Origin of the sequence: Streptomyces sp. NPDC021224, from assembly GCF_044332905.1 — a bacterium.
In the GTDB taxonomy this organism is placed as follows: Bacteria; Actinomycetota; Actinomycetes; order Streptomycetales; family Streptomycetaceae; genus Actinacidiphila.
In genome coordinates this window covers 619,642-642,940 of the sequence record NZ_JBIRPW010000002.1, presented here as the reverse complement: position 1 = coordinate 642,940, position 23,299 = coordinate 619,642, and the positions used below count along the sequence as shown (strand labels likewise).

Here is a 23,299-nt window from a genome sequence, read left to right as displayed (position 1 = left end):
TCCATAGGGGGGATGGGCCTTTCGAAACGGCTTCGAGAGGCCATGGGAGGTGGTGCGGTGGTTCTTGTTTCGGTTACACACTCTTAACGTGGGAGCGCTCCCATAGTGCGGAGCCCTCCTGCTCCTGTCAATGCTTGAAGCACGACAAGGCGCCGCCGCCCGACCCCAGTTGCCCGCCGGAGCCCGTGTCCGCGCAGGTCACGCGGGTCAGCGCCGCGCCGTACCCGACGCCGTACGCGCCCCGCCACCCGCCGCGCGTCCCGCCGCGTTCGCGGCCCGAAGGACCGTCAGATGACGGGCGGGCGCGGCACCGTGCCGACCGCCCGGTCGGCGCGGCACATCTGCGCGCAGGACCACCTGCGGCGGACACCAGGTGTCGGACTCCGCGGCGAGGGGTACGGGGACGGGTACGCCGCCGTGACGGCGCCGTACGCGCGGTCGTACACGCCGGGATATGTGCCGGGTCACACGCGGGAAGCGCGCTCGGCGGACGGGAGCCGCCGCTACGCCGTGGCCGCGGCCGCCGCCCTGCCCGCCGCGCGCCCGGAGAAGATGCACCCGCCCAGGAACGTCCCCTCCAGCGACCGGTAGCCGTGCACCCCGCCGCCCCCGAACCCGGCGGCCTCACCGGCCGCGTACAGCCCGCCCAGCGGCTCGCCGCGCCCGCCCGCGCCCCCTCCGGTCCCGGACGCGTCCGGCCGGGCGAGAACGCGCCCTTCGAGGTCCGTCTCCAGCCCGCCGAGCGACTTCCTGGTCAGGATGTTCAGCCGCACCGCGATCAGCGGCCCCGCCTTCGGATCCAGCAGCCGGTGCGGGGAAGCGGTACGGATCAGCTTGTCGCCGATGTAGTTGCGCGCCCCGCGAATGGCCGTGACCTGGAGGTCCTTGGTGTAGGTGTTGGCGATTTCCCGGTCCCGGGCCTCGATCTCGCGGCGCAGCGCGTCCTCGTCCACCAGGTCCTCGCCGGTGAGGGCGTTCATGCCGCGCACCAAGGCGCCGAGTTCGCGCTCGACCACGAAGTCCGCGCCGTTGCGCTTGAAGGCCTCCACCGGTCCGGGCGCACCGGGCAGCACCCGCTTCAGCACGTCGCGCACACTGCGCCCGGTGAGATCCGGGTTCTGCTCCGAGCCCGACAGCGCGAATTCCTTCTCGATAATCTTCTGCGTGAGGACGAACCATGTGTATTCATGACCGGTCCGCATGATGTGCTCAAGCGTCCCGAGCGTGTCGAACCCGGGAAAGTACGGCACGGGGAGCCGCTTCCCCGTCGCGTCCAGCCACAGCGACGAGGGCCCCGGCAGGATACGGATGCCGTGCCGGGCCCAGATCGGGTTCCAGTTCTCGATGCCCTCGGTGTAGTGCCACATGCGGTCGCCGTTGACGAGCGACCCGCCCGCGGCGCCCGTGATGCCCAGCATCAGACCGTCCACGTGCGCCGGCACCCCCGACAGCAGCTTCTTCGGCGGCGCGCCGAGCCGCTCCGGCCAGGCCGCGCGCACCAGGTCGTGGTTGCCGCCGATCCCTCCGCTCGTGACGACGACGGCCTGCGCCCTGAGCGCGAAATCCCCCGCGACCTCGCGCGAACTCGCCGTACCGCGCTCCGCGTCGCTCGGCACCAGCACCTCACCGGTCACCCCGTCGATGGCGCCGTCCGTGGTCGTCAGCCCCGTCACCCGGTGCCGGAAGCGCAACTCCACCCGGCCGCGCGCCACAGCCTCGCGCACCCGCCGCTCGAACGGCTCCACCACACCCGGGCCCGTACCCCACGTGATGTGGAAACGCGGCACCGAATTCCCCGGCCCGGTGGCCAGGAAACCACCGCGCTCGGCCCACCCGACGACGGGAAAGATGCGCAGCCCCTGCCCGTGCAGCCACGCCCGCTTCTCACCGGCGGCGAAATCGACGTACGCCTCGGCCCACCGGCGCGGCCAGTGGTCCTCGGGCCGGTCGAACCCGGCCGTGCCGAGCCAGTCCTGGAGCGCCAGATCTCTGCTGTCACGGATGCGCATACGGCGCTGCTCGGGCGAGTCCACGAAGAACAGGCCGCCGAACGACCAGAACGCCTGGCCCCCGATCGACGCTTCCGGCTCCTGGTCGACCAGGATCACCTTCCGCCCCGCGTCGGCCAGCTCGGCGGTGGCCACCAGCCCCGCCAGACCCGCGCCCACCACTACGACGTCCGCGTCCAGCGCCATCCGCCCGCCTCCTGCTCCACGCGTCCACTGCCACCGACCTACTCGGCGGTAATGCACGTTACGCGAGCGGCCCCCGGCCGGTCAGCACCCCGGCGCACCCGGACAGCTCATCCGATGTTCCGCCGATCCGATTCTCGATAGGCGACGGCCACCCACCGCCCTTCGATTCCCGGCGGACATCACGGACCCGGCAGCACCGCGACCCCGCCCGCGCGTCCCGGCCGCCCCGAGCAGAAGGCTGCGGCGATGTCATCGACGCGCGATGGCCCATGATCGAGAGGCGATGGCGAATGGTCGCGGTTCATCCGATGCCCGCCCGCCATCTGACCTCACCGTCCTGCCGCTCGTCGGTGGCCGCCAGCCCGATCGCGGCGGCCACCGCCGCGGACGCCGCGTGCTCCGGATGAACGTGCGCGACCACCGTCGTCACCCCCTTCGCACGCAGCCAGCCCACCAGACCGCGCGCTGCCTCCCTTGCGATGCCCTCCCCCTGCCAGGGCGTACCCACCACCCAGGCGACCTCGGCCCGTGTGCCGGTGACGGTCGCCTGCACCGTCCCGGTCAGACGGTCGGCCGAATCGAGCCGCACCACCCAGTTGCACCAGACGACATCCGCGTCCCCGGAACCCCCCGCCAGCCGCTCGTACCGCACCTGCAATCGATCAGCGGTCAGCGGTACTCCCCCGATGAATTCGTGCAGCCGCGGATCCGCCAGCACCTCGGCCATCTCCTCCGCGTGATACGCCGCCAGCGGCAGCAGTGTCAGCCGCTCCGTAGCGATGGTCTCCGCTTCCACGCCTGCCTCCCCACGTCCTGCCGGCCATCGGGCGGGTCGCCCGTCCGACCACCGCACCATCGGATCATCCGGTACACGTCCATCGGACCGTACCCCGGCGGTCGCCCGGCGCGATGACGCACTCCGGGGGCGCACCGGGGTGAAAAGTTGCTGCCCGCGAAGCGGCCCCGAACCATAGATGAGGTGAGCGACGGCGCGTACCTACGGTTTCCGCATCTGCACGGCGACATGCTCTGCTTCGTCGCGGAGGACGACATCTGGGTCGCCCCGCTGGGCCCGCCGGGCGGCTCCCCGGGCCGCGCCTGGCGGGTGACCGCCGACCGCACCCGGGTCGGCCCGCCGCGCCTGTCGCCAGACGGATCGATGATCGCTTTCACCACCTGGCGCAGCCTGGACCCCGAGGTGCATCTGGTGCCGTCCGACGGCGGCACCTCGCGGCGGCTCACCTACTGGGGCAGCACCGACACGCGCGTCTGCTCCTGGACCCCGGACGGCCACATCCTCGCGGTGTCGTCGCACGGCCAGGCCTTCTCCTACTTCACCTGGGCGCACAGTGTGCCGGTGGAGGGCGGCCCGGGCGGCCCGCTGCCCTGGGGCCCGGTCTCGGACATCGCCGTCCACGACAAGCCCGCCGCCGAAGGCGGCGGCACCGAGCGCCGCACCCTGCTGCTCACCGGTACACCGCCGCACGAGCCGCACGCCTGGAAGCGCTACCGCGGCGGGGCGACGGGCCGACTGTGGCTGCACGGCGAGCGTCTGGTGCCGGACATCGACGGGCACCTCGCCTCCCCCATGTTCGTCGGCGGCCGTATCGCCTTCCTCTCGGACCACGAGGGCATCGGCAACCTGTACTCCTGCCTCCCCGACGGCACCGGCCTGCGCCGCCACACCGACCACGCCGACTTCTATGCCCGCAACGCCGCCACCGACGGCAACCGCGTCGTCTACCAGTGCGCCGGTGCGCTGTGGCTGGTGGACGACCTCGCGGAAGGCGCCGAACCGCGCCGCCTGGACGTCCGCCTCGGCGGCGCCCGCAGCGGCCGTCGCCCGTACCAGGTGCCCGCCGCCTCGAACATCCACGGCTTGGCCGTCGACGGCCTGGGCCGTGCCAGTGCGGTGTGCGTCCGCGGCAGCCTGTACTGGCTCACCCACCGCGACGGCCCGGCCCGCACCGTCGCCGACACCGCAGGCGCACGCGTCCGGCTGCCGGAGATGCTCGGCGACACCGGTCTGGTCGGCTACGTGACGGATGCCGAGGGAGAGGACGGCATCGAACTGGCCCCGCTCCCAGGCCGCGCCTCCCGCGCACTCAGCCGCGGCCCCGAGTCGGCCGCCGACGTGGCCGCCGCGCTCACCGCGCCTGAGCCCGTCGGCACGGCGCCTGACACCGTCCCGGTGGCGGGCGCGTCGGCGCGCGCGGCGGTAGGCGACGAGCGTTCAGCGAAAGACGATAACCGCCCATCGCCCATCGATAGCCATACGGTCAGAACGGGCTCCACACGAGTGGCGTACGTCGACGGTGTTCTCGCACCTGTCGGCGGTGCCAGCGGCTCCGAGGGCGCCCCACCACCGGTGAACGATCCCAACACCCCCACCCGCCTGGCCGTGGGCCGCCTCGGCCGTGTCCTGGAGCTGGTGTCGGCCCCGGACGGTGGCACTCTCGCGGTCGCCTCGAACGACGGACGCCTGCTCCTGGTGGCCACCGGCGCCGGCGAGGGCCCGTCCGGCTACGACGACATCGGCGGCGACCTCGACGACGTGCCCCGGCACCCGACCGGAACGGTCACCGAGCTCATCCGCTCCACCAACGGCCCGGTCCGTGACATCGCCTTCTCCCCCGACTCGGCCTGGCTCACCTGGTCGCACCCCGGCGTCGGCCGCTCACTGCGTTCGGTGAAGATCGCCCGACTGTCCGACAGCACGATCATCGATGTCACCAACGGCCGTTTCGAGGACGAGCAGCCGGTCTTCACCCGCGACGGCCGCTACCTCGCGTTCCTCTCCTGGCGGGGCTTCGACCCGGTGTACGACGTCCACACCGGCGACCTGTCCTTTCCCCTGGGCTGCCGCCCCTACCTCGTCCCGCTCAACTCGGCGACACCGTCGCCCTTCGCGCTGCCCATCGACGGCGGTCCGGTCGGCAGCGGCCTCGACCCCGGCGAGAGCGGCGGCGACAGTGACGGCCCCGTCGTCGTCGAGGCCGAGGGACTGCCTGACCGGGTGACGCCCTTTCCCGTACCGGCGTCCAAGTACTCCTCGCTCGAACCGGTGCAAGGCGGCCTGGTCTGGCTGCGCTGGCCGATCTCCGGCGCCCTGGGCGAGACCTTCGTCAACCCGACCGACCCCTCCGCGCGCCCCACCCTGGAGTTCTACAGCCTCGGGAAGTCCAAGAAGACCGAGCTGGTCCGGCACATGGACTGGTACGCCGTCAGCGGCGACGGCCGCCGCCTGGCCGTCTACGACGAGGGCGAACTGGCGGTCCTGCCCTCCAACGAGCGCGGTGACGACGACACCACCGTCTACGTCGACATGCGCCGCATCCTGCACGAGGTCGAACCCGCCGCGGAATGGCGGCAGTCCTACGCCGAGGCGGGCCGCCTGATCCGCGACTACTTCTGGGCGCCGGACATGTGCGGCGTGGACTGGCCCGCCGTCCTCGACCAGTACCGGCCGCTGGTGGACCGGGTGGCCACGCCCGACGAGTTCGCCGACCTGCTGCGCGAGGTCCTCGGCGAGCTGGGCACATCCCACGCGTACGTCGCCGCCGCCCGCCGCAACGAGGGCCCGCCGCACTACCAGCGCCCCATCGGCCTGCTCGGCGCCGACTTCCAGCACAACAAGGACGGCACATGGACGGTCGTCCGCATCCTGCCGGGCGAATCGTCGGACTCCAAGGCGCGCTCCCCGCTCGCGGGCACCGGCATCCGCGAGGGAGCCGTCCTCACCCATGTCGACGGCCGCCCGGTGGACCCGCTGTCTGGCCCCTTCCCGCTGCTGGCCGGTGCGGGCGGCACCACGGTGGAGCTGACGTTCCGCCCGCCCGGCGGCGGCCCGCCGCGTCGCGTCGCCATCGTCCCGCTAATCGATGATCGACCATTGCGCTACCAGCACTGGGTCGCCCGGCGCCGCAAGGTCGTACGCCGCCTCAGCGGCGGCCGGTGCGGCTACCTGCACATCCCCGACCTGGGTGGCTCCGGGTGGGCGCAGTTCAACCGCGACCTGCGCAAGGAGGTCGCCTACGACGCGCTGATCGTCGACGTCCGCGGCAACGCCGGCGGGAACATCAGCGAGCTGGTCATCGAGAAACTCACCCGCACCGTGCTGGGCTGGGACATCACCCGCAACGCCCAGCCCGTCTCGTACACCGGCAATGCCCCCCGCGGCCCGATCGTGGCCGTCGCGGACGAGGCGACGTCCTCCGACGGCGACATGATCACCGCCGCGTTCAAACTGCTCGGCCTCGGCCCGGTGGTGGGCCTGCGCACCTGGGGCGGCGTCGTCGGGATGACCGGCCGCCACCGGCTCGGCGACGGCACCGTCATCACCGTTCCGATGAACGCCGCGTGGTTCGACGCGTACGGATGGTCCATCGAGAATCAAGGGGTGGCCCCTGACATCGAGAGTCTGCGGACCCCGCTGGACTGGGCGGAAGGGCGGCACGGCCAGCTCGACGTCGCCGTCCGCACCGCGCTGACGCTGCTCTCCCAGCATCCCGCCGCCAACCCGCCGGACCTCTCCGACCGCCCCGACCGCTCCCGCCCCCCGCTGCCCCCGCGCAGCTGAACGAGCGCCCTCGCACCCTGACACCTGCCAGGAGCGCCACGCGGCCCCACCATGGCAGCCTGGCGTCATGGACACCCACAGCAGCGCACGCTCCGCCTCCTGGCCGCGGACGGAGGCGGAGGCCCTCGCCGAGCAGGAGCGCCTGCGCGCCCTGGCCGATCTCACCTCCGCCGGACCGGCGCCGGAGGACATACGCCTGGTCGCGGGTGTGGACGTGTCCTATGCCACCGACAGCGACGCCCTGGTGGCGGCGGCCGTGGTGCTGGACGCGACGAGTCTGGAACCGGTCGAGGTCGCCGTGGTGGAAGGAAGCGTCACCTTCCCGTACGTTCCCGGCCTGCTGGCCTTCCGCGAACTGCCGTCGGTGCTGGCGGCGCTGGAGAGGCTGGCGCACACGCCGCAGCTGCTGGTGTGCGACGGCTACGGCGTCGCACATCCGCGCCGCGCCGGGCTCGCGGTGCATCTGGGAGTGCTGACGGGGCTGCCCTGCTTCGGGGTGGCCAAGACGCCGTTCGTCTTCGGGCACGGAGAGGTCGGCGACGAGCGCGGGGCGGGCGCGCCGCTGACGTCGGAGGAGGGCGAGGTGGTAGGGCGCGCGCTGCGCACCCGGCCCGGCGTCAAGCCGGTGTTCGTATCCGTAGGACACGGCATAGGGCTGGAGAACGCCTGCGCGCACACGCTGCGGCTGACACCGAAGTTCCGGCTCCCGGAGACGACGCGCTGGGCCGACCGCGTCAGCCGCGAACGGCTGCGGGCCGCCGCCCCGTCCGCCTGACCGGTACCGCACGCGGCAGGGGCGGCGGGGACAGGGGAAAGGAGAAAGGGGCGCCCCGCAGGGCACCCCTTTCCCGGATCACGGCATCAGCGCGTCCGTCTCACGGCGCGACGTCAGCTCCAGTCGTCCTGGGGCTCGTCGTTCGTGTCCTCGCCCATGCGGCGGCGAGCCTGCTCCTGGCCGCGCCGGGACTGCTCGTCGGACCGGCCACCGGTACGCTCCGACGCCTCCTGACCGGCGCGCTGCATGCCCTCCTGGGCCTGCTCGGAACCCTGGCGGCGAGCGCCCTTGGCCTTCTCGCCGAGCTCGTTCGCCTTGTTCCGCATGTCGTCCATACCGCCCATGGTGAACTCCTCCTGGAGTGTGTGGGGAAGCGGCCTCGATCAGACTTACACGGGCGGAGGGGCCACGCATCCCGGGGCAATCATCTGCCAATCGCCCCAGGTCAGAGGTGTTTTACGGTCACGGAACGTGATGCTCGGCGGCGCGCGCCGACTCGTCCGCGGCCCCGCCCCTCCCGACCAGCCCGCGCCGCGCGGTGGCGCCGCGCGCCAGGGCGGGGGCGGCGCGGCGCATCTCCCGCCGTCCGAGCGGCCCTCCGATGAACACCGGCAAGTACCCGCGCACGGACTGCATTCCGCGCAGCCACCACTGGGCGTAGACGTGCGGCGATCGCCGCCCGATACCTGTGGCGATACGTTCCACGGCCGGCTCCAGGGGGTAGGTGCGGTTCGTCGGCCACGGCAGCCGGGCCCGCAACTCCCGCAGCACGTCGTCCTCGTCGGCGCCGCGCACCATGTCGGTGTCGGTCCAGGAGAGGTAACCGACGCCCACCGCCACACCCTGGTGACCGACTTCGGCACGCAGGCTGTGTGCGAAGGCCTCGACCCCCGACTTGCTGGCGCAGTAGGCCGCCATCATCGGCGCCGGTGTCATCGCGGCGAGCGACGCGATCTGCAGCAGGTAGCCGCGCGAGGTGACGAGCGCCGGCAGGAAGGCCCGGGCGGTGGCGATGCTGCCCAGCAGGTTGACGTGGATCACGCGGTCGAACGCGTCCGGGTCGGCGTCGAGGAACGGACCCCCGGTCGCCACCCCTGCGTTGGCCACCACGACGTCGATCCGCCCGAAGCGCGCGAGTACCTCGCCGGCGACGCGCGCCATCGTCTCTCGATCGGTGACGTCCGCCGTCCAGTACGCGGCGTCGCCGTCCAGCGAGGCGGCCACCCGCGCCAGTTCGTCGGGTTCGAGGCCGACGAGCGCCAGCCGGGCCCCGCGCGCCGCGAGTTTGCGGGCCAGCAGCTCGCCCACCCCGCGGGCGGCGCCGGTCACCACCACCACCTTGCCCTGCACACCTGATCGGCTCATGCGCTCTTCTCCTCCGCGACGGCGTCGCTCCTCCGGGAATCCGCCCCGCCCGCCGCCGGCTGCCCCGCATGGTCGGTGGCCAGCGACCGTACGAGCGCCGCGACGGCCGCCGGGTCCTCGATCGGGGTCATGTGCCCGAGGCCGGGCAGTTCGGTCAGCCCCACGCAGTGCGGCAGCGCACGCGCCATGCCGCGCGCGTGCTTCGGCGGCGTGAGCTTGTCGTGCGTACCGGCCAGGACCGCGGTGGGCGCGGACAGCGCCGCGAGTTCCACGTCCAGGTCGAGTACGGCCAGCACCTGCCCCCAGGCCGCCCGTCGGCGCGCCTTGCAGGCGTGCACGATCCGCGCGGTGAACGCCGCCTGTTCGCGGGTCGGCGAGGCGCCCAGGACGCCGTAGGCGAAAGCGGCGCGCGTCAGCGGGGTGACCGGGCCGAGCGGCAGCGGGGACACCAGCAGCTGGCGGTGCAGGGCGCGGCGCAGCCAGCGCGCCGACAGCCGCTGCGGCAGCACCTCGGTGGAGCCGAGCAGCCGCGCGCTGCCGGTGCTGGCCAGCAGTACCGCCGCGGTACGCCGGGTGACCTGCTCCCGGCCGGACGCCGCCATGATCGTCATACCGCCCATGGAGTGGCCGGCGAGCACGGCCCGTTCGCCGTCCGGTACGGCTGCCTCCAGCACGGCCTGGAGGTCGTCGGCCAGTACGCCGGTGCCGTACCCCTTGCGGGTGGCAGGCGGCGCGCTGCGTCCGTGACCGCGCTGGTCGTAGGCGACGATCCGGAAGTCAGGCGCCAGGAGCCGTACGACGGGCGCCCAGAAGAGGATCGAGCACGTCCAGCCGTGCGAGAGGACGACGGTCGTGCCGTCGGCGCGGCCGAACTCCTCGACATGTATACGGGTCCCGTCCGCGGACGCCACCTCGAACGCCCTTCGCGGCGCCACCGGCTCGTAGGGGAGTGTCATGACGCCACCTCCGCCCCGACCGTGCGGTCGTCGTCCACCTGCGGGAGACCGCCCCCGGCGGGCGCGATCAGGTCGTACTCGGAGAGGACGAGCTGCCTGGTCGCGCGGCGGAACTCCGCCGTGGTCCCCGGCCACGCCGTCGTGTTGCGGCCGTTGGCGTCGAGGTACCAGCTCTTGCAGCCGCCGGTGTTCCAGACCGTTCGCGCGGCGCGGCGCTGCACCTCCTCGTTCCACGAGGCGACGGCGGCGGGTCGGGCATCGAGGGCTGCCGCGCCGGTGCGCTCCAGCGTCCGCAGATAATCGATGACGTAGTTGAGCGATGATTCGATCATCAGGATCATCGAGCTGTTGCCCAGGCCGGTGTTGGGGCCGATGACGAACAGCAGGTTGGGGAAGCCGTCGACGGTGCTGCCGCGCAGCGCGGCCATCCCCCCCTTCCAGTGCTCGCTGAGCGTGCGCCCGTCGGCACCGACGACGCGGTCGCCGATGGGCATGTCCGTGACGTGGAAACCGGTCCCGAAGACGATCGCGTCGACCTCACGCTGGGTCCCGTCGGCGGTGACCACGGACGAACCGCGCACCTCGGTGAGCGCCGCGGTCACCACCTCGGTGTTCGGCTGCGCGAGCGCCGGGTAGTAGGTGTTGGACAGCAGGATCCGCTTGCAGCCGATCGTGTAGTCGGGAGTGAGCCGCGCGCGCAGCGCCGGGTCCTTGACGGAGCGGCGCAGATGCCCGCGCGCCAGGCGCTCGGCCGCCTTCATCAGCCGCGGGTGCCGGACGAACGCGCCCACCTGGAACTCCCGGATCATCCACAGCACTCCGCGCCGCGCTTTCGCCGTGCTCGGCACCTTCCCGTGCAGCCACCGCTCGGCCGCGCTGACGGGCCGGTCCACGCGCGGCAGTACCCACGGCGGGGTGCGCTGGATGACGGTCAGCCTGCCGACGTCGGGCTGTATGGACGGCACGATCTGGATCGCCGACGCGCCCGTGCCGACCATGGCCACGCGTTTGCCCTTGAGGTCGAAGCCGTGGTCCCAGCGGGCGGAGTGGAAGACCCTGCCGGGGAAGTCCTCGATGCCGGGGACGTCGGGGATCTTCGGGTCGGACAGCGGGCCGGTCGCCGAGACCACCACGTCCGCCGTCAGCTCACCGGCCGCCGTGGTCAGCTCCCAGCGGCGCCGGGCGCCGTCCCAGCGGGCCCGCCGCACCTCCGCGCCGAACCGCAGGTGCGGACGCAACCCGAAGGTGTCGGCGACGCGCTCCAGGTAGTCCCTGATGTGCTGCTGTCCGGAGAACGCGCGCGGCCAGTCGGGGTTGGGTGCGAAGGAGAACGAGTAGAGATGCGAAGGCACGTCGCACGCGCATCCCGGGTAGCTGTTGTCCCGCCATGTGCCGCCGACCGCGTCGGCGCGCTCCAGGATCACGAAGTCGGTGATCCCCTCGCGCCGTAGCCGTACGGCGGCCCCCAGCCCGCCGAACCCGGATCCGATCACCGCCACCCGCACGTGCTCGCGGTTGTCGTCGTCCATGCCACCGCCCCTTCCTGCCGGCCGCTCGTCCGCGCCCGGGACCCTCACCGGTCCCGCCAGCCGCGGCATACCATGCCATCAATCACTGGCATTGTCAGGACTGTAGAACACGGGGGTTACCTGCGGTAGGGGGCAGACGGAAACTCTTCGGAGAACGCGCGGTAAGGACCGCCGCATCTGGATGAAGCCCCTTACGCCAGCACATAGGCTGGCCGGGTGAACGACCGCGTGGACGAGACAGGCACGGCGGATTCGGGTGCCTCCGGCGCACACACCGCCGACGAGCACCCCGGCGCCCGCGAATACCGCGTGGAGGAACTGGCGGAGGCGGCCGGCATACCGGTGCGCACGCTGCGCTTCTACCGGGAGCGGCGACTGCTGCCGCCGCCGCGCCGCGACGGGCGTATCGCGTGGTACTCCGAGAGCCATCTCGCCCGGCTGCGCACCATTGCCGCGCTGCTCGAACGCGGCCACACCCTCGGCGGTATCGCCGAGCTGATCACCGCGTGGGAGAAGGGCCGCACCCTGGGCGGCGTCGCCGAACTCCTCGGCCTCGACGAGACGCTGGCCGCGCCGTGGTCGGACGAGACCCCGGTCGTCCTGACCCCGCAGGAACTGGCGGACCACTTCGGCGACGACGTCAGCCCGGAGAACCTGACCACCGCCCTGGAGATCGGTTACATCTCCGTCGACGGCGAGAACGCCCTGCACACCAGCCGCCGTCTGCTCGACGTGTCGGCCGCGCTGGTACGCGAGGGCGTGCCCCTGGCCGCGGTGCTCGCCGCCGGGCGCGAGGTGCGCGGTCACGTCGACGCGATCGCCGAACTCTTCACCCAGGTCGTCAAGACGCATGTCCTGGGCCCGCTGGACGACCTGCCGCCCGAGCACGTCGAGCACGTCTCCGACACGATGCAGCGGCTGCGCCCGCTCGCCAAGGACATCGTCGACGCCGAGATGTCACTGGCGATGGAGCGCCGGGTGCGCACCGAGATCGAGGCGTGGCTGCGCCGCCAGGCGGCCGCCACAGGCCCCGCGGGCGGCGGCCCGCACCCGGAGCCCCCGGACCGCCCGGCGCCGCCCGAGCGGCCCGCGTAGCGCCCCCGGCGCCCGCTCCGCCCCGAGCGAGGGGCGCGGCAACCTGCAAGAGTGGAGTACAGCGACCCCGTTTGGGAGGTGTCACCCGTGCAACAGCCCCACGACGCCGGTGCGGAACAGGCGATCCTCGGCCGGATCAGCGAGATGGTGGCCGACGAGAAGGCCCTGCGCGAACTGCTCGCCGGATCCGACTCCGACGGCGCGGACGAGCGCGCGCGCCTGACCGCCCTGGAACACGAACTGGACCAGTGCTGGGACCTGCTGCGCCAGCGCCGCGCCCTGTCCGAGGCGGGCGAGGACCCCGGCGGCGCCCGCGTCCGCCCGTCCTCCACGGTGGAGGGCTACCGGTCGTGACGGATTCCGCAGCAAGGGGCGGGGCCGTGCCCGTCACGGTCACCGACTCCCCGCAGGCCGACCGCTACGAGGCCAGGATCGGCGACGACCTGGCCGGTACCGCCGCCTATATGCGCACACCCGAGGTGATCGCCTTCATCCACACCGAGGTGGGCGACGCGTACGAGGGGCGTGGGGTCGGCTCGGCCCTCGCCCGCACCGCGATGGACGGCGCCCGCGCGCAGGGGCTGCGCGTCCTGGCCATCTGCCCCTTCATCGCCGGGTGGCTCGACCGGCACCCGGAGTACGACGACCTGCGGTACGTCCCGGAGAGCAGCGTCTCGGACTGACCGCCCCGCACCTGCCCGTGGCGCCCGCGTCACGTGTCCGCACCCGACGCCACGTCGATGTCGTTTTCCCGCCAGACCGGCATCGTGACGAGGAGCGATGCTTGAAGGGTGCATACGGACTTCGACGCCTGCGTCCGCGCCGTCCAGTCGAAGGACGCCCGTTTCGACGGGTGGTTCTTCACGGCGGTGCTGACCACCCGCATCTACTGCCGTCCGAGCTGTCCCGTCACGCCCCCGAAGGTCGTGAACATGACCTTCTACCCGAGCGCGGCGGCGGCGCAGCAGGCCGGCTTCCGGGCCTGCAAGAGGTGCCGCCCAGACGCCAGCCCAGGCTCGCCGCAGTGGAACGAGCGCGCCGACCTGGTGGCCCGCGCCATGCGGCTGATCGCCGACGGTGTGGTGGACCGCGAGGGCGTGCCGGGGCTGGCGGCACGGCTCGGCTACAGCGCCCGCCAGGTCGAGCGCCAGCTCCTCGCGGAGCTCGGGGCCGGGCCGCTCGCCCTGGCACGTGCCCAGCGCGCCCAGACCGCGCGGCTGCTCGTCGAGACCACGGCCATGCCTATGGGCGAGATCGCCTTCGCCGCCGGATTCGCCAGCATCCGCACGTTCAACGACACCGTTCGTGAGGTCTTCGCCCTCGCGCCGGGAGAACTGCGCGCCCGCGTCGCCAAGGGGCGTCCCGCCGCCAGCCCCGGCTCGCTGTCTCTGCGGCTGCCCTTCCGCCGCCCCCTCACCCCCGACAACCTCTTCGGGCACCTGGCGGCGACCGCCGTGCCCGGCGTCGAGGAATGGCGCGCGGGCGCCTTCCGCCGCACGCTGCGCCTGCCGCACGGCACCGGCGTCGCGGAGCTGCGGCCGCTGCCCGAGCACATCGGCTGCCGGCTGTGGCTCACCGACTGGCGCGACCTCGCACAGGCCATCAGCCGCTGCCGCCGTCTGCTCGACCTGGACGCCGATCCGCAGGCGGTCGACGCGCTCCTGGCGGCCGACCCGGTGCTCGCGCCGCTCGTCGCCAAGGCGCCGGGACGACGGGTCCCCCGGGTCGCGGACGGGCCCGAGTTCGCCGTACGCGCGGTCCTCGGACAGCAGATCTCCACCGCCGCCGCGCGGACCCACGCCGGGCGGCTGGTCACGGCCCATGGGGAGCCCGTGGACGACCCCGCGGGCGGCCTCACCCACCTCTTCCCCTCCCCCGCCGCCCTCGCCGGGCACGACCCCGCCGGGCTCGCGATGCCGCAGAGCCGCAGGAACACCCTGGCGGCGCTCCTGCGGGCCCTGGAGGACGACGGGCTGGACCTGGACGTCGGGAGCGACTGGCAGCGCGCACGCGCGCAGCTGGCGGCACTGCCGGGCTTCGGTCCCTGGACCGTCGAGACGATCGCCATGCGGGCGCTCGGCGACCCCGACGCCTTCCTGCCGACCGACCTCGGCATCCGCTACGCCGCGCGCGACCTCGGCCTCCCGGCGACCCCCGCGGCACTGACGCGGCACGCCGCCGCCTGGCAGCCGTGGCGTGCCTACGCGACGCAGTACCTGTGGGCGACGGGCGATCATCCGATCAACGTCCTGCCCACCGACAACCCTCACCCGGAAGGCATCGCACGATGACCCCCACCACTGTCACGACGGCCACCGCAACCACTGGCACAACCGTCCACGCGATTGTCGACAGCCCCGTCGGCCCGTTGACGCTCGTCACCCGCGAGGGTGGCCTCGCGGGTGTCTACATGACCGAGCAGCGGCACCTGCCGGCCCCGGAGACGTTCGGCCCGCGGGTGGAGGTCACCGACCGCCCGGTCCTCGTCCGCACAGCCGAGCAGCTGACGGGCTACTTCGCCGGCGACGTCCGCGACTTCGACATCGACCTGTCGACAACGGGCACCCCGTTCCAGAAGCGGGTGTGGGAGGCGCTGCGCGACATCCCGTACGGCGAGACCGTCTCCTACGGTGAACTCGCCGCCGCCCTGGGGCAGCCCACCGCCTCCCGCGCGGTCGGACTGGCCAACGGCCGGAACCCGGTGAGCATCATCGTGCCCTGCCACCGGGTGGTCGGTGCGAACGGCAGCATGACGGGCTACGGCGGCGGGATCGAGCGCAAGCGCTGGCTGCTGAGCTTCGAGAACGGTACGCACCAGCCCGTCCTCGGCTGACGCCCGCTCACCACCGCCCGCCTCGCGGCGACGTCAACGCGGCGCCGCGCACCTCACCCTCACCGTAGGCGGGCACGAACCGGCCGGCTGACGCGCTGTGCGCCAGCCGGGCGGTCCGCCGCCCGCGGGGCGGCGGACGCCGTCAGACGACGGCGGGCTCGCGCTCTTCCTGGTCGTCGTCGGCCCGCGGCTCCACCAGCGCCTTGCGCAGCTGCTCGCCCTCCACGTCGACATTCGGGAGCACCCGGTCCAGCCTGCGCGGCAGCCACCACGCGGCGCGCCCGAGCAGGGCGAGCACCGCGGGCACGATGGTCATACGGACGATGAACGCATCGAATGCCACGGCGATCGCGAGGCCGAAGCCCATCATCTTGATCATCGATTCGGACGATCCGATGAATCCGGCGAAGACACTGATCATGATGACCGCGGCGGCGGACACCACCCGCGCACCGTGGGTGAAGCCGGTGACGACCGCCTGCCCCGGTGTCTCCCCGTGCACATAGGCCTCGCGCATCCGGGTGACCAGGAAGACCTCGTAGTCCATCGCGAGGCCGAACACCACACCCACCATGAAGATCGGCATCATGCTCATGATCGGACCGGTCTGCTCCACTCCCAGCAGACCGGCCAGCCAGCCCCACTGGAAGACCGCCACCACGGCGCCGAGCGCCGCGAGCACCGACAGCAGGAAGCCCAGCGCGGCCTTCAGCGGTACGAGCACCGACCGGAAGACGACCATCAGCAGCAGGAACGCGAGCCCCACGACCAGCGCCAGGTAGGGCAGCAGCGCGTCGTTCAGCCGCTGCGAGACGTCGATGTTCATCGCGGTCGTTCCGGTCACCAGGACCTCGGCGCCGGTCGTCCTCTCGAAGTCACCCGCATGGCCGCGGATGACATGCACCAGGTCCTCGGTCTGGGCACTGCTCGGCTTGGAGACGGGCACCACGGTGAGCGTCGCCGCGTCGCCCTTGGGGTTGAACGACGGCTCGGTCACCGTCTTGACGTCGGCGAAACCGGAGATCGTCCGCTTGACGTCCTGCGCCGCCGCCTTGGGGTTGTCGGTGTGCGCGCCGTCGACGACGACCATGAGGGGACCGTTGAAGCCCGGCCCGAAGCCGTCCGAGAGCATGTCGTAGGCCCGCCGCTGGGTGGTGCTCACCGGCTGCGAACCGTCGTCCGGCAGACCCAGCTGCATGCTGGTCATCGGCACAGCCGCCAGCCCGAGCGCCACGATCCCGGCGAGCAGGAAGGGTACCCGCCGCCGCACGACCAGCCGCGCCCACCGGGTGCCCATGTTGGGCTTGTCGGACGGTACGGCGCGGCCCTTGCGCACCTTGCGGGTGAGCACCTTGGGTCCGGCGAACCCGAGCAGGGCGGGGATGAGCGTGAGCGCGATCAGGACGGCCAGGGCGACCGTGGCGGCCGCCGCCAGACCCATCTTGGTGAGCATCGGGATGTTGACGACCGAGAGCCCGGCGAGGGCGATCAGCACCGTGAGCCCGGCGAAGACGACCGCGGATCCCGCCGTGCCCACCGCGCGTCCGGCCGCCTCCTCGCCGTCACGGCCCTCCATCAGTTCGTGACGGTGACGCGAGACGATGAACAATGCGTAATCGATACCGACGGCCAGACCGATCATCGATGCCAGTGTCGACGACGTGCTGGACAGGCCCAGTGTGCTCGCGAGAGCGGTAATCGATGCGATACCGACGCCGACGCCCATGATCGCGGTGAGCAGCGGCAGCCCCGCCGCGACCAGCGATCCGAAGGTGAGCAGGAGGACGACCGCGGCGATGCCGATGCCTATCGCCTCGCTGTTGCCGGTCGACGGCGACGCCTGCACCGCGGTGCCGCCGGTCTCCACCGTCAGCCCGGCGTCGCGCCCGTGCTCCGTGACGGTGTCGATCGCGGTGTGCGTCGCGTCGGTGATCTCCATCGACTTGGCCTGGAAGGTGACCGTCGCGTAGGCCGTCGTCCCGTCCTTGCTCACGGCGCCTGCGGCGTACGGGTCGCCGACCGTGGCCTGCTGCGGCATGTGCCGGAGTTCGGTGACCGCCTTCTCCACGGCCTCCTTGGCCGGCCCGGCGGTGACCTTCTGCCCGTCCGGTGCCTTGAACACCATGCGAGCGCTCGCGCCGTCGGCATTGGTGCCGGGGAAACGTTCGTGCAGCAGGTCGAAGGCCTTCTGGGCCTCGGTACCCGGCACGGTGAAGTTGTCGGACGGCGCGGACGGCGCCGTCGCGGCCCCAATCCCGGCGAGTGCGAGCAGCGCGACCCAGACGAGTACGACGTATCGCCGTCGCCGGAAGGCGAACCGGCCCAGTTTGTACAGGTAGGTGGCCATGGAGAAGGAGGGCTCCCGTCAGGAGGGGCGAATATGGGCGTGTGGAACCAGCCCGACGACGAGAGCGGCGTGTCAGGTGGGCGGAGGACCGGAGGGACGAGCGGGCGACCCGGGCGGGCGGCAGGCGCCACCGGGGCATGCGTCACCGGCGAAACGGTGACCTACTCGTACGACGGTCGGTTCACTCGGTACGGCTATGGGATCAGGAGTCTTGTGACAATCCGAGGGCGGGGATGACCACGGCGTCGATGTATCTGTGACTGAACTCGGGATCGGCGTCGATTCCCTCGAGGATGGGGCGCGCGAGCGCACTGCCGAACAGCATGTGCGGGATGAAGTCGCGCGCCGGGTTGTCGGCCGACAGTTCGCCGCGGTCGACGGCGCGCTGGACCAGAGCACGGAAGCTGTCCAGCTCCGGCTCGATGAGCTGCTCGCGCAGGGCCGTGAAGAGGTCCTCGTTGCGGAACGCCGCGTGTGCCAGGCCACGCATGAGTTCCTGGTCGCGCTTGGAGTCGTCCACGTCGTGGCACCGCACGAGCTCGTGCAGGTCACCCGCCATGGATCCGGTGTCGATGTCCGAGGGCGACACCGGCTTGATGATCCTCAGCGCGGTGGCGACCAGTTCCGGCTTGCCCTTCCACTGGCGGTAGAGGGTGGCCTTGCTCGACCGCGTGCGGGCGGCCACGGCGTCCATGGTGAGCGCCTCGTACCCGACCTCGCGCAACAGCTCGACGACCGCCTCGAACAGCTCCCGCTCGCGTTCGGGGGTCAGGCGCGTACGACGCCCGGCAGATGCCTGAGCCGTCATGTCCTCTCCTCCGGATGCAGTGGTTGGGCGGCCATAGCGTACGGCTTCGTCCGGTGGGGTGTGGACACCTTCGTCCATCCCTCATCGAAACGATGTCGTACACCTAGAGCGTAGACGACCCACGATCGAAACGCCACCGTTTCGATCGTGGGTCGTATCACTCGCCGAACGGGAACCCCGCACCACTGCGGCGCACACCATTTCCGGCACCTGTTGCGCCACCGCAGGATCGGGGCACATATGCGCCGCCGTACGACCCGGCGCCCGCAGGTCGCAGTACGGGCCTCCCGGGCCAGCCGGTGCGGTCAGGCCGGCAGCGCCAGCGTGTGACCCGTGTGCTCGACCTTTGCCCGCAAGTAGCGGACATTGGCGTCGGACATGTGCACGCCGGTCGGCACCTGCTCGTCCACCTGTATGCCGAGCGCCGCCAGCTGCCGCGCCTTGTCGGGATTGTTGCTCAGCAGCCGGATGCGGCCCACCCCGAGCGCGGCCAGCATCTGCGCCGCCGCGGTGTAGTCGCGCTCGTCCTCGCCCCGCCCCAGTGCGAGATTCGCCTCGTACGTGTCGAGCCCGTCGTCCTGCAGCGCATATGCGTCGAGTTTGGCGTAGAGACCGATGCCGCGACCCTCCTGCCGCAGGTAGAGCAGGTAACCGCCGTGCTCGCCGATCCGCTCCACCGCCTCGCGCAGCTGAGGGCCGCAGTCGCAGCGCCGGGAGCCGAAGACGTCACCCGTCAGGCACTCCGAGTGCGGGCGCACCAGTGGCACGCGGGCATGCTCGTAGTCGCCGATCCCCAGCGCCAGGTGCTCCCTGCCGTCCGCCAGACCGGTGAAGGTGAAGACGTCCGCCGTCGTCTCCCACCCGTCGGTGAACCGCAACGGAACGCGCACCTTGGTGCGGACCGCCGCGGGCGGCTGTGGCGCGGACACCGCCGCGGACACCGGTCGTGCGTCTGCCGGCATGTCGACTCCCTCGTAAGATCTTGAAAACTCAAGCTCTTACGGGCGTCGGAAAATTTCCCGGCCGCCGCGTAACGCACGTCACACGTCCGGATCACCCTGCACGGTGAGGGTGCGGCGGCCGGTTGACGGTACGTCAGCCGCGACCGCCGGCGAACGCGGCGATCTCCGCGAGGCCGGGGGCGTACCCCGCCGTGGTGTCCACCTCGATCCAGGGGGCGTCCAGGGCCACTCGCCGGAAGCCTTCGTGGGCCCGCGTATGCACCCCGGCATCATGGTGCGCGGCGTCGTCGTGCACCCGGCGCAGCGGGTTGTCCGCCAGGCGCCGCCGCCTGCGCTCCAGCGCGACCCCGGCGTCCACCACACAGTGCACGACACGAATCCGGGCCAGCGCCCCCAGCGGCTGGAGACCGGGCCGCCACAGCCGGTCCTGGAACGCCGCCTCCGCCACCGTCGTCACGCCCGCCCGCAGGAGCTGCTCCAGCACCCCGAAGAAGGCCGACAGCGTCCGCACGGCCAGCTCGTCCGACGGGCCCGCAACGAGGTCCGGCGCCGCGTGCGCCATGCCCTCCTTGATCTCGTCCCGGCAGACTGCGGGGCATCCGACGACCCGCGCGAGCTCATGGGCCAACGTGGTCTTCCCGGCCCCGGGCGGGCCACTGACGACGATCAGGGTGGGGAGCGGAAGAGAGGTCACCCACCAGGGTTACCAGAGAGCCGCGCCCGGTCGACCTGAGCCGCCGGGGACTCGCCAACGGCCTCCGCGCGGCCCCGGAAACAGCGTTCTTCCGGTGGCAGGCGAGCGGTGCCGACAGGCTCAGCGGTCCAATCGCATCTGTTTTCGGGGGGATTGTGACAGGAGCCCGGTCCGCAGCCGCCGGATCTCCGGACGCCGACCGTGACCGCGAGCCCCCTCCCAGAGCTCGACAGCTCGGACGGCTCGGCCATGACTCGGTCGAGTGCCGTGAGGGCGAGGTCCCGCAGGCCCATGAGGTCGGGAAGGGGCTGCTGGGGCCCGTAGGCGGAATCGACTGCCGACACTCGCGGGTATTGCTCGGCGGCGAGCGCAGCCGCGGGCCACCGCGACGGTGGCAGGGGCCGCTGACGTCAGTAATCGTCAGTCGATCGCTGTGACGGCGACGGGTGCTTGGCCCCTTCTCGCAGGAGCACACCGCTGCTTGTGCCATCCGAGAGCCACCGAAGAACGGGCGCCTCCCGCGGCACCGTCCGGCGCGGCGAGCAGTGGCCACCACCCCGAACACCGCCGAGCAGTCCCGGAGAAAGGGGGACAGCAAAAATCCCGCCGATCGTCACGATCAGCGGGATTTGTCGACTCATCCCGAGTGAACTCCGGAACAGTCATGTTGTGGACCTGAGGGGATTCGAACCCCTGACCCCCTCGATGCGAACTACGGGCAGAGCGGTCGCTGAGGTCATCAGTGCACGTCGGAGGGGGATGCAGACGTGCTGAGTGGCACTACTGGACGGCCAGGTTGCTGTACCCGCTGCTGTACAGCAACAGGGCGGCGCAGCAGCGCTGGGAGATCGGGCTCCTCCATGGACTGCGATGCAGTTCTCCAAGGTCGGCCCCGGCCGACCGCATCCCATCCGAACACCTCGCAGCCACACCCGCAGCCGCCGAGAGGTCTCCTGCCGTGCGGCCACGCGGACTGCGATGACGTACGAACAGCCAGTCTTCGCCAACCCTGCCGACACCGACGGCAAGCAGGAGGACCGGAAGCAGCCGGCGCTCAGCCAAGAGCGGCTGGCTTGTCTTGAGAACCTGCGGCGCCGGATCCGCGAACGTGCACGCGGGGCTCCGAGGGGCAGGCCGATGCGCCGCAGCCGGGCCTCGACAGAGCCGCGTCGCCCCGGTTACCGGTGGCAGCGGCGTCCGGGCGGGTCACGGCGCGCGGCTCTATGCTCGGCTGCGCGCGAACGGTTCGCGTGGCGGAGGGCGGGCGAGAGGCGGGGACGTGGCCGGCAGGAAGGATTCCGCCTTCGCGGAGGCAATGAGGGGTCTGCTGGCGCAGGCCCATACCTGTGATCCGGGCCGGCTGCCGGATCTGGTGTCGCGGGCTGCAGCCGCCATGGGTGCGGTGTCAGCAGGGGTGTATCTGGCTGATCTGCAGCAGCGTGATCTGGTGCCGCTGCCGGGAAGCCGGGGGGTCGGCGGCGAACCGGCCGGGCCGGTAGCGATCGAGGGCTCTCTTGCGGGGCGGGCCTATCGCACGATGACCGTGCAGACCTCGGATGAGGGCGGGCCGGGGTTGTGGCTGCCGATCCTGAACGGTTCGGCCCGCGTCGGTGTGCTGCGGGTGGGGCTGCGTACGGCTGAGGCGGAGGCGATCGAGGACTGCCGTGCCCTGGCATCGGTGACCGGGCTGCTGGTGGGCTCGCAGGCGGCCTTCAGCGACGAGCTGGCCCGGGTCACCAGAAGCAAGCCTATGCAGGTCGCGGCCGAGATGGTGTGGGCGTTCCTGCCACCGACAACGATCGGCAACGACCTGGTGACCTCCACCGCGCTGCTGGAACCCGCCTACCAGCTCGCCGGCGACGCCTTCGACCACACCCTGACCGAGGACCGGCTCCGCGTGACCGTGGTGGACGCCATGGGCCACGACCTCGCCTCGGGCCTTTCGTCGGCGGTGGCCCTGGCCGGGGGCCGGGCCTCCCGCCGCGCCGGCGGCGCCCTGGCCGACCTCGTCACCGGCATCGACGAGGAACTGAACCGGTGGGCGCCCGGGCGGATGCTCACCGGCGTCTTCGCTGACCTCGACCTGTCCGACGGCACTCTGCAGTGGGTCAACTGCGGTCACCTGCCGCCGCTGCTCATCCGGGAGGGCAGCGCCGTTGACGGTGCCCTGGAACGGGAGCCGGTGCTGCCCCTGGGTCTGGGGGCCCGGTTCCCGCGTGAGCGCCCCGTTCACCGTGCGTCGCTGCAGCCGGGGGACCGCGTCGTGTTCTACACCGACGGCATCACCGAGGCCCGCTCGACCGACGGCGAGATGTTCGGCGAGGAGCGCCTGATCGACTTCGTCGTCAAGGCCACCGCTGCGGGCGAACCCTCGCCGGAGGCCACCCGCCGCCTGCTGCACGCCATCTTGGAACACCACGACAACCAGCTGGGTGATGACGCTGTGGTGATGGTCGTCGAGTGGCACCCCGGATCCTGAGCGGCCACCGCAAGGGCCGCGCGTCCGCGCGACGGCTGGTGCGGCGTACGATGCGGTGCCGACCCGCCGTCCCGTACGAATGTGCGATCTTTATGCCCGTCTGCCGGGATGGCACACCGGTGCTCCCGGCAGACGGGCCGGAGCCACACACAGCAGGGGGCAGGCGTGGAGCGGGACGACATGGCCAGACTTGAGGTCCAGGTGGCCTTCGGTGACGGGAGGCTGATCCTGACCTTGACCGGTGAGGTCGACCTCGACTCCTCCTCCCGGCTGCACCAGGCCGTCCAGGAAGCCGACGCTCCCTGGGGTACGCATGTGGTGGCGGACCTGTCGGGAGTGACGTTCATGGATTCCACCGGGGTACGGGCGCTGCTGGCCTGCTACGAGCGCGCCCGGGAACACGGCGGGACGCTGAGCGTGATCGGCGCGCACGGCCCAATCGAACGCGTCCTGCATCTCAGCGGCGTCCTGTCGCTGTTCCGGTCGCCCCCGCCCGGCAGCACCCGCCCCGGCCTGAACTGACCGAAAAGGGCCTGGATCCAGCACCGAAGGACACGGCCGGACACCATCAGCCCAGACGGTGAACACCCGCGCGGACCCCCCTGCTGCCCCCGCTCCACCGTCGGCGCCTGCCCTGCCGTAGATACCGGCCCCGGAGAACACCTGCTCACGGCCGCCGCGA

Annotated in this window: 19 protein-coding genes; 9 read left to right on the top strand and 10 right to left on the bottom strand. The window is 72.0% G+C overall.

Annotated features, from left to right (window positions below):
• Window positions 1-503: 503 nt before the first annotated feature.
• Together ACH4PY_RS08080 and ACH4PY_RS08075 are read right to left on the bottom strand one after the other, a co-directional pair.
• Window positions 504-2,195, bottom strand: coding sequence for an FAD-binding dehydrogenase (locus ACH4PY_RS08080; RefSeq protein ID WP_398177218.1), 1,692 nt, complete (start codon window positions 2,193-2,195; stop codon window positions 504-506).
• A gap of 301 nt (window positions 2,196-2,496) precedes the next feature.
• On the bottom strand, window positions 2,497-2,991 hold the full coding sequence (locus ACH4PY_RS08075) for a GNAT family N-acetyltransferase (protein WP_398177215.1): 495 nt from the start codon (window positions 2,989-2,991) through the stop codon (window positions 2,497-2,499).
• Between the two features lie 183 nt (window positions 2,992-3,174).
• On the opposite strand from ACH4PY_RS08075, the gene ACH4PY_RS08070 reads away from it, so the two are divergent.
• Entirely contained in the window at window positions 3,175-6,774 is a 3,600-nt protein-coding gene (locus ACH4PY_RS08070) for a S41 family peptidase (protein WP_398177212.1), read from the top strand.
• A gap of 67 nt (window positions 6,775-6,841) precedes the next feature.
• Window positions 6,842-7,549 (top strand): endonuclease V, encoded by a 708-nt coding sequence (locus ACH4PY_RS08065; protein ID WP_398177210.1) that lies wholly within the window; start codon window positions 6,842-6,844, stop codon window positions 7,547-7,549.
• A 113-nt stretch (window positions 7,550-7,662) separates the two neighbouring features.
• Here the strand turns inward: ACH4PY_RS08065 and ACH4PY_RS08060 are convergent, their stop codons facing one another.
• The 4 genes from ACH4PY_RS08060 to ACH4PY_RS08045 form a co-directional block, all read right to left on the bottom strand.
• Window positions 7,663-7,884, bottom strand: a complete 222-nt coding sequence (locus tag ACH4PY_RS08060) for an antitoxin (protein ID WP_398177207.1) — start codon at window positions 7,882-7,884, stop codon at window positions 7,663-7,665.
• A 127-nt stretch (window positions 7,885-8,011) separates the two neighbouring features.
• On the bottom strand, window positions 8,012-8,914 hold the full coding sequence (locus ACH4PY_RS08055) for an SDR family oxidoreductase (RefSeq protein ID WP_398177204.1): 903 nt from the start codon (window positions 8,912-8,914) through the stop codon (window positions 8,012-8,014).
• Window positions 8,911-9,870, bottom strand: coding sequence for an alpha/beta fold hydrolase (locus ACH4PY_RS08050; protein WP_398177201.1), 960 nt, complete (start codon window positions 9,868-9,870; stop codon window positions 8,911-8,913). Before ACH4PY_RS08050 ends, ACH4PY_RS08055 begins: the two co-directional genes overlap by 4 nt.
• The gene (locus ACH4PY_RS08045) at window positions 9,867-11,399 is read right to left on the bottom strand and encodes a flavin-containing monooxygenase (protein WP_398177198.1); all 1,533 of its coding nucleotides are present in this window, start codon (window positions 11,397-11,399) and stop codon (window positions 9,867-9,869) included. The genes ACH4PY_RS08050 and ACH4PY_RS08045 overlap by 4 nt, the downstream gene beginning before the upstream one ends.
• Before the next feature lie 216 nt (window positions 11,400-11,615).
• On the opposite strand from ACH4PY_RS08045, the gene ACH4PY_RS08040 reads away from it, so the two are divergent.
• The 5 genes from ACH4PY_RS08040 (at window position 11,616) to ACH4PY_RS08020 (ending at window position 15,327) form a co-directional block, all read left to right on the top strand.
• The gene (locus ACH4PY_RS08040; RefSeq protein ID WP_398177195.1) at window positions 11,616-12,494 is read left to right on the top strand and encodes a MerR family transcriptional regulator; all 879 of its coding nucleotides are present in this window, start codon (window positions 11,616-11,618) and stop codon (window positions 12,492-12,494) included.
• Between the two features lie 87 nt (window positions 12,495-12,581).
• The gene (locus ACH4PY_RS08035) at window positions 12,582-12,848 is read left to right on the top strand and encodes a DUF2630 family protein (protein ID WP_398177193.1); all 267 of its coding nucleotides are present in this window, start codon (window positions 12,582-12,584) and stop codon (window positions 12,846-12,848) included.
• Between the two features lie 26 nt (window positions 12,849-12,874).
• Complete coding sequence (locus ACH4PY_RS08030; protein WP_398177191.1) at window positions 12,875-13,177, top strand: GNAT family N-acetyltransferase; 303 nt, start codon at window positions 12,875-12,877, stop codon at window positions 13,175-13,177.
• Window positions 13,178-13,285: 108 nt separating this feature from the next.
• The gene (locus tag ACH4PY_RS08025) at window positions 13,286-14,785 is read left to right on the top strand and encodes an AlkA N-terminal domain-containing protein (RefSeq protein WP_398177188.1); all 1,500 of its coding nucleotides are present in this window, start codon (window positions 13,286-13,288) and stop codon (window positions 14,783-14,785) included.
• A complete protein-coding gene (locus tag ACH4PY_RS08020; protein WP_398177185.1) occupies window positions 14,782-15,327 on the top strand; it encodes a methylated-DNA--[protein]-cysteine S-methyltransferase in 546 nt (181 codons plus the stop codon). Before ACH4PY_RS08025 ends, ACH4PY_RS08020 begins: the two co-directional genes overlap by 4 nt.
• A gap of 142 nt (window positions 15,328-15,469) precedes the next feature.
• Here the strand turns inward: ACH4PY_RS08020 and ACH4PY_RS08015 are convergent, their stop codons facing one another.
• The 4 genes from ACH4PY_RS08015 to ACH4PY_RS08000 all read right to left on the bottom strand — a co-directional run bounded on the left by ACH4PY_RS08015 (window position 15,470) and on the right by ACH4PY_RS08000 (window position 20,138).
• Window positions 15,470-17,674, bottom strand: a complete 2,205-nt coding sequence (locus tag ACH4PY_RS08015) for an MMPL family transporter (protein ID WP_398177182.1) — start codon at window positions 17,672-17,674, stop codon at window positions 15,470-15,472.
• 202 nt (window positions 17,675-17,876) lie between these two features.
• Window positions 17,877-18,482 carry a TetR/AcrR family transcriptional regulator gene (locus ACH4PY_RS08010; protein WP_398177179.1) on the bottom strand — a complete coding sequence of 202 codons (606 nt, stop codon included), beginning with the start codon at window positions 18,480-18,482 and terminating at the stop codon, window positions 17,877-17,879.
• Between the two features lie 305 nt (window positions 18,483-18,787).
• Window positions 18,788-19,444, bottom strand: a complete 657-nt coding sequence (gene ribA / locus ACH4PY_RS08005) for a GTP cyclohydrolase II (protein WP_398177176.1) — start codon at window positions 19,442-19,444, stop codon at window positions 18,788-18,790.
• A gap of 133 nt (window positions 19,445-19,577) precedes the next feature.
• Window positions 19,578-20,138 carry an AAA family ATPase gene (locus ACH4PY_RS08000; protein WP_398177174.1) on the bottom strand — a complete coding sequence of 187 codons (561 nt, stop codon included), beginning with the start codon at window positions 20,136-20,138 and terminating at the stop codon, window positions 19,578-19,580.
• 1,279 nt (window positions 20,139-21,417) lie between these two features.
• On the opposite strand from ACH4PY_RS08000, the gene ACH4PY_RS07995 reads away from it, so the two are divergent.
• Window positions 21,418-22,617 (top strand): PP2C family protein-serine/threonine phosphatase, encoded by a 1,200-nt coding sequence (locus tag ACH4PY_RS07995; protein ID WP_398177172.1) that lies wholly within the window; start codon window positions 21,418-21,420, stop codon window positions 22,615-22,617.
• Window positions 22,618-22,797: 180 nt separating this feature from the next.
• Complete coding sequence (locus ACH4PY_RS07990; protein WP_398177169.1) at window positions 22,798-23,139, top strand: STAS domain-containing protein; 342 nt, start codon at window positions 22,798-22,800, stop codon at window positions 23,137-23,139.
• The last annotated feature ends 160 nt before the right edge of the window (window positions 23,140-23,299 follow it).